The organism is Ideonella sp. P3_A4 (assembly GCF_056403075.1).
The window spans coordinates 1-1,715 of record NZ_JBFUGE010000946.1 but is presented as its reverse complement, the minus strand read 5'-3'; the positions used below and the strand labels follow the sequence as shown (position 1 = coordinate 1,715).

Here is a 1,715-nt window from a genome sequence, read left to right as displayed (position 1 = left end):
CGCGGGGGTCGACGGTTTCGGCCTCGGCAAGCTGCTGAACACGCGGCAGATCAAGAAGATGATCTCCAGCTACGTTGGCGAGAACAAGGAATTCGAGCGCCAGTACCTGTCGGGTGAGCTGGAGCTGGAATTCACGCCGCAAGGCACGCTGGCCGAAAAGCTGCGTGCTGGCGGCGCCGGCATCCCGGCCTTCTTCACCAAGACCGGTGTCGGCACCATCGTGGCCGAAGGCAAGGAACTGCGCGAGTTCGACGGCCACACCTACGTGATGGAGCGTGCGCTGATGCCCGAGGTGTCGCTGGTCAAGGCGCATGTGGCCGACAAGAGCGGCAACCTGCAGTTCCGCCGGACAGCGCGCAACTTCAACCCGAACGTCGCGATGGCCGGCAAGGTCACGATCGTCGAGGTCGAGAAGATCGTCGAAACCGGCGAGCTGGACCCAGACCAGGTCCACCTGCCCGGCATCTTCGTGCACCGCATCGTGCTCAATGCCAGCCCGGAAAAGCGCATCGAACAACGAACCGTCCGCAAGGCCTGAGGATGAACATGCACCCCCAAACTCACATTCGTTCGTTGCCCCCCAAGGGGGCGCAGGCCTCCTTCGGGGCGGCCCAGCAGGAGACCTGACATGGCATGGACCCGCGATGAAATGGCCGCCCGCGCAGCGAAAGAACTGCAGGACGGCTTCTACGTGAACCTCGGCATCGGCCTGCCGACCCTGGTGGCCAACCACGTGCCGACCGGCATGGAGGTCTGGCTGCAAAGCGAAAACGGCCTGCTTGGCATCGGCCCATTCCCGACCGAAGACGAGGTCGACCCCGACATGATCAACGCCGGCAAGCAGACGGTCACCACGCTGCCCGGCTCCAGCATCTTCAGCAGCGCGGACAGCTTCGGCATGATCCGCGGCGGCAAGATCAACCTGGCGATTCTCGGCGCGATGCAGGTCAGCGAAAAGGGCGACCTGGCGAACTGGATGATTCCCGGCAAGATGGTCAAGGGCATGGGCGGGGCGATGGACCTCGTCGCCGGCGTCGGCCGCGTCATCGTGCTGATGGAGCACGTCGCGACCAAGAAAGACGGCTCGACCGACCTGAAGATCATCCCCAGCTGCACGCTGCCGCTGACCGGCCTGGGCGTGGTCAACCGCATCATCACCGACCTCGCGGTGATGGACGTGACGCCGCAAGGGCTGAAGCTCGTCGAGCTGGCCGAAGGCGTGACGCGCGAAGAAGTGCAGGGCAAGACGGGCGTGCCGCTGCACTGAAACGCCGTTGGCCCGAACGGCGATGGCGGGCCGGCCTTCCAGTGAAGTGCCGGCCGCCCAAGCCAGGCGCCATGGCGCCTGCCGCCCTGGATCAACGCTTGCTGAGGGCCTTCAGTTCCCGCTGCGCCAGCACGTATTCGGTGGCGCTGATCACCTCGGTGGCCAGGACCTTCTGGAACGATTCGCGCGCGGCCTGGGTGTTGCCGTCCAGCAGCTGCTGCTGGCCGAGAAAGAAGTACAACTCGCACAGCCGACCGCTGGCCGACTGCTTGTCGACGCGCGCGGCGGCGAGTGCCTGGTCCAGCGTTCCGCTGCCATTCAGCAGCTTGACGATGGGGTAGGGCCAGGCGGGCTGAGCGTCCGTTGCCTGATAAGCCTTGGTCGCGGCAGCCCCGTCGCCGCCGAGCCGGCGCGAGGCCAGGTGCAGCCACAGCGTGGCGTAGCTGCG

Annotated in this window: 2 protein-coding genes and 1 pseudogene; 2 read left to right on the top strand and 1 reads right to left on the bottom strand. The window is 65.9% G+C overall.

Features of this window, described 5'->3' with window-relative positions; all coding sequences use genetic code 11:
- On the top strand, positions 1-538 hold a 538-nt coding region (locus AC1DYI_RS34710; RefSeq protein ID WP_477208645.1), incomplete at its 5' end, for a CoA transferase subunit A.
- A gap of 90 nt (positions 539-628) precedes the next feature.
- A complete protein-coding gene (locus tag AC1DYI_RS34705) occupies positions 629-1,267 on the top strand; it encodes a CoA transferase subunit B (protein ID WP_477208644.1) in 639 nt (212 codons plus the stop codon).
- A 91-nt stretch (positions 1,268-1,358) separates the two neighbouring features.
- On the opposite strand, the pseudogene AC1DYI_RS34700 reads toward AC1DYI_RS34705, so the two are convergent.
- A pseudogene (locus AC1DYI_RS34700) lies at positions 1,359-1,715 on the bottom strand (DUF3857 domain-containing protein); the annotation flags it as partial.

Coding starts and splice junctions, on each gene's coding strand:
- AC1DYI_RS34705 (WP_477208644.1), top strand. CDS start 629: ATGGCATGGACCCGCGATGAAATGGCCGCCCGCGCAGCGAAAGAACTG.